Source organism: Streptomyces capparidis (assembly GCF_054782095.1).
This window is the reverse complement of the sequence record NZ_BAAGTD010000113.1, coordinates 1-5,244: the sequence shown is the minus strand read 5'-3', so window position 1 is coordinate 5,244 and position 5,244 is coordinate 1. Positions and strand designations below refer to the sequence as shown.

General features: G+C 58.6%; 3 rRNA genes. All 3 read right to left on the bottom strand.

The features are described 5' to 3' along the window. Position 1: 1 nt before the first annotated feature. The 3 genes from rrf to ACYVO2_RS37055 all read right to left on the bottom strand — a co-directional run bounded on the left by rrf (position 2) and on the right by ACYVO2_RS37055 (position 5,116). Positions 2 to 118 (bottom strand): 5S ribosomal RNA (rrf, locus tag ACYVO2_RS37065). A 79-nt stretch (positions 119 to 197) separates the two neighbouring features. Further along, positions 198 to 3,318: ribosomal RNA gene (locus tag ACYVO2_RS37060) — 23S ribosomal RNA — on the bottom strand. A 271-nt stretch (positions 3,319 to 3,589) separates the two neighbouring features. Then, positions 3,590 to 5,116, bottom strand: a 16S ribosomal RNA gene (locus ACYVO2_RS37055). The 16S, 23S and 5S rRNA genes sit together here, the layout of an rRNA operon. Positions 5,117 to 5,244 lie beyond the last annotated feature (128 nt).

Here is a 5,244-nt window from a genome sequence, read left to right as displayed (position 1 = left end):
AGTCCGGCGGTGTCCTACTCTCCCACGAAGTCCCCTCCGCAGTACCATCGGCGCAGTAGAGCTTAGCTTCCGGGTTCGGAATGTAACCGGGCGTTTCCCCTACGCAATAACCACCGAAACACCAACCACAACCCCACACACCACAAACGTGTGCAATGGTCGTAGTCTCAGAACTACACAGTGGACGCGAAGCACCTGAGGACAAGCCCTCGGCCTATTAGTACCAGTCAACTCCACACGTCACCGTGCTTCCATACCTGGCCTATCAACCCTGTCATCCACAGGGAGCCTTACCCCATCACGTGGGTGGGAGCCCTCATCTCGAAGCAGGCTTCCCGCTTAGATGCTTTCAGCGGTTATCCCTCCCGAACGTAGCCAACCAGCCATGCCCTTGGCAGAACAACTGGCACACCAGAGGTCCGTCCGTCCCGGTCCTCTCGTACTAGGGACAGCCCTTCACAAGACTCCTACGCGCACAGCGGATAGAGACCGAACTGTCTCACGACGTTCTAAACCCAGCTCGCGTACCGCTTTAATGGGCGAACAGCCCAACCCTTGGGACCAACTCCAGCCCCAGGATGCGACGAGCCGACATCGAGGTGCCAAACCATCCCGTCGATATGGACTCTTGGGGAAGATCAGCCTGTTATCCCCGGGGTACCTTTTATCCGTTGAGCGACGGCGCTTCCACAAGCCACCGCCGGATCACTAGTCCCTGCTTTCGCACCTGCTCGACCCGTCAGTCTCACAGTCAAGCTCCCTTGTGCACTTACACTCACCACCTGATTGCCAACCAGGCTGAGGGAACCTTTGGGCGCCTCCGTTACCCTTTAGGAGGCAACCGCCCCAGTTAAACTACCCACCAGACACTGTCCCTGATCCGGATCACGGACCCAGGTTAGACATCCAGCACGACCAGAGTGGTATTTCAACAACGACTCCACCCCAACTGGCGTTGAGGCTTCACAGTCTCCCACCTATCCTACACAAGCCGAACCGAACACCAATATCAAGCTGTAGTAAAGGTCCCGGGGTCTTTTCGTCCTGCTGCGCGAAACGAGCATCTTTACTCGTAATGCAATTTCACCGGGCCCGTGGTTGAGACAGTCGAGAAGTCGTTACGCCATTCGTGCAGGTCGGAACTTACCCGACAAGGAATTTCGCTACCTTAGGATGGTTATAGTTACCACCGCCGTTTACTGGCGCTTAAGTTCTCAGCTTCGCCACCCCGAAGAGCAGCTAACCGGTCCCCTTAACGTTCCAGCACCGGGCAGGCGTCAGTCCGTATACATCGCCTTACGGCTTCGCACGGACCTGTGTTTTTAGTAAACAGTCGCTTCTCGCTGGCCACTGCGGCCGCCACCAGCTCCAGGAGCAAGTCCCTTCACCAGCAACGGCCCCCCTTCTCCCGAAGTTACGGGGGCATTTTGCCGAGTTCCTTAACCACGGTTCACCCGAACGCCTCGGTATTCTCTACCTGACCACCTGAGTCGGTTTAGGGTACGGGCCGCCATGAAACTCGCTAGAGGCTTTTCTCGACAGCATAGGATCATCCACTTCACCACAACGGCTCGGCATCAGGTCTCAGACTGTGTGCCACGCGGATTTACCTACGTGACGTCCTACACCCTTACCCCGGGACAACCACCGCCCGGGATGGACTACCTTCCTGCGTCACCCCATCGCTCACCTAATACTGGCCTGGATCGGCGGCTCCACCACTCCCCTCATCCCGAAGGACTCAGGGCGGCTTCACGGCCTTAGCATCACCAGCCTCGGCGTTGACGCTTCACAGCGGGTACGGGAATATCAACCCGTTATCCATCGACTACGCCTGTCGGCCTCGCCTTAGGCCCCGACTTACCCTGGGCGGATCAGCCTGCCCCAGGAACCCTTGGTCAATCGGCGCACACGTTTCTCACGTGTGAATCGCTACTCATGCCTGCATTCTCACTCGTGTACCGTCCACCACTCCCTCACGAGGCGGCTTCACCCGGCACACGACGCTCCCCTACCCACCCACACCCTCGTTGAAGGTATTGTGTGAGTGACACGACTTCGGCGGTACGCTTGAGCCCCGCTACATTGTCGGCGCGGAATCACTTGACCAGTGAGCTATTACGCACTCTTTCAAGGATGGCTGCTTCTAAGCCAACCTCCTGGTTGTCTCTGCGACTCCACATCCTTTCCCACTTAGCGCACGCTTAGGGGCCTTAGTCGATGCTCTGGGCTGTTTCCCTCTCGACCATGGAGCTTATCCCCCACAGTCTCACTGCCGTGCTCTCACTTACCGGCATTCGGAGTTTGGCTAAGGTCAGTAACCCGGTAAGGCCCATCGCCTATCCAGTGCTCTACCTCCGGCAAGAAACACACGACGCTGCACCTAAATGCATTTCGGGGAGAACCAGCTATCACGGAGTTTGATTGGCCTTTCACCCCTAACCACAGGTCATCCCCCAGGTTTTCAACCCTGGTGGGTTCGGGCCTCCACGACCTCTTACAGCCGCTTCACCCTGCCCATGGCTAGATCACTCCGCTTCGGGTCTTGAGCGTGCGACTCAACCGCCCTATTCGGACTCGCTTTCGCTACGGCTACCCCACACGGGTTAACCTCGCCACACACCGCAAACTCGCAGGCTCATTCTTCAAAAGGCACGCAGTCACGACACACAGGGCAAGCCCTGCATGCGACGCTCCCACGGCTTGTAGGCACACGGTTTCAGGTACTATTTCACTCCGCTCCCGCGGTACTTTTCACCATTCCCTCACGGTACTATCCGCTATCGGTCACCAGGGAATATTTAGGCTTAGCGGGTGGTCCCGCCAGATTCACACGAGATTCCTCGAGCCCCGTGCTACTTGGGAAATGAGCAAGCAAGCCACCACGATTTCGTCTACGGGGGTCTTACCCTCTACGCCGGGCCTTTCGCATGCCCTTCGACTACCATGATGGTTTATCACTCGCCCAGCCGCCGGCAGACGACTGAAGCCCACTCCCACAACCCCCCAAACGCAACCCCTGCCGGGTATCACACGCCTGAGGTTTAGCCTCATCCGGTTTCGCTCGCCACTACTCCCGGAATCACTGTTGTTTTCTCTTCCTACGGGTACTGAGATGTTTCACTTCCCCGCGTTCCCTCCACACTGCCTATGAGTTCAGCAGCGGGTGACAGCCCATGACGACTGCCGGGTTTCCCCATTCGGACACCCCCGGATCACAGCTCGGTTGACAACTCCCCGGGGTCTATCGCGGCCTCCCACGTCCTTCATCGGTTCCTGGTGCCAAGGCATCCACCGTGCGCCCTTAAAAACTTGGCCACAGATGCTCGCGTCCACTGTGCAGTTCTCAAACAACGACCAGTCACCCCCCACCTGCTGGGGCTCCGGCGTGATCAGTCCAAGGAAACGAAACCTCGTTCCCTCAGGACCCAACAGCGCGCCCGGCACCCGAACCGCCCCTCCCCGTCCGTTCCACACCCCGAAAGGGCAGTACTAGAACCAGAAGAACCAGCCGAGTGCCGAATAATCAACGTTCCACCCATGAGCAACCGTGCAGAACATTCGCCTGCAAACGGCATGCGCTCCTTAGAAAGGAGGTGATCCAGCCGCACCTTCCGGTACGGCTACCTTGTTACGACTTCGTCCCAATCGCCAGTCCCACCTTCGACGACTCCCTCCCCAAGGGGTTGGGCCGCCGGCTTCGGGTGTTACCGACTTTCGTGACGTGACGGGCGGTGTGTACAAGGCCCGGGAACGTATTCACCGCAGCAATGCTGATCTGCGATTACTAGAGACTCCGACTTCATGGGGTCGAGTTGCAGACCCCAATCCGAACTGAGACCGGCTTTTGGAGATTCGCTCCACCTCGCGGTATCGCAGCTCACTGTACCGGCCATTGTAGCACGTGTGCAGCCCAAGACATAAGGGGCATGATGACTTGACGTCGTCCCCACCTTCCTCCGAGTTGACCCCGGCAGTCTCCTGTGAGTCCCCACCACCCCGAAGGGCGTGCTGGCAACACAGAACAAGGGTTGCGCTCGTTGCGGGACTTAACCCAACATCTCACGACACGAGCTGACGACAGCCATGCACCACCTGTCACCGGACCAAAAGGAAACCCCATCTCTGGAGCTGTCCCGGCGATGTCAAGCCTTGGTAAGGTTCTTCGCGTTGCGTCGAATTAAGCCACATGCTCCGCCTCTTGTGCGGGCCCCCGTCAATTCCTTTGAGTTTTAGCCTTGCGGCCGTACTCCCCAGGCGGGGAACTTAATGCGTTAGCTGCGGCACGGACAACGTGGAATGTCGCCCACACCTAGTTCCCAACGTTTACGGCGTGGACTACCAGGGTATCTAATCCTGTTCGCTCCCCACGCTTTCGCTCCTCAGCGTCAGTATCGGCCCAGAGACCCGCCTTCGCCACCGGTGTTCCTCCTGATATCTGCGCATTTCACCGCTACACCAGGAATTCCAGTCTCCCCTACCGAACTCTAGCCTGCCCGTATCGAATGCAGACCCGGGGTTAAGCCCCGGGCTTTCACATCCGACGCGACAGGCCGCCTACGAGCTCTTTACGCCCAATAATTCCGGACAATGCTCGCACCCTACGTATTACCGCGGCTGCTGGCACGTAGTTAGCCGGTGCTTCTTCTGCAGGTACCGTCACCCGAAGGCTTCTTCCCTGCTGAAAGAGGTTTACAACCCGAAGGCCGTCATCCCTCACGCGGCGTCGCTGCATCAGGCTTGCGCCCATTGTGCAATATTCCCCACTGCTGCCTCCCGTAGGAGTCTGGGCCGTGTCTCAGTCCCAGTGTGGCCGGTCGCCCTCTCAGGCCGGCTACCCGTCGTCGCCTTGGTAGGCCATTACCCCACCAACAAGCTGATAGGCCGCGGGCTCATCCTGCACCGCCGGAGCTTTCCACGCGCATCCCATGCGGAAACGCGTCGTATCCGGTATTAGCCCGAGTTTCCCCGGGTTATCCCAGAGTGCAGGGCAGATTGCCCACGTGTTACTCACCCGTTCGCCACTGATCCACCCCGAAGGGCTTCACCGTTCGACTTGCATGTGTTAAGCACGCCGCCAGCATTCGTCCTGAGCCAGGATCAAACTCTCCATGAATGCTTCACCCCGGACACCGTCCGGGCACATCACACGGAGCAGTAGCGGTCCGTCACCGGGAAAACGGCGACCCCCGCCAGCGTCCTGCTGTGATTTTCAAAGGAACCCAACCGACAGGAACCACAGGC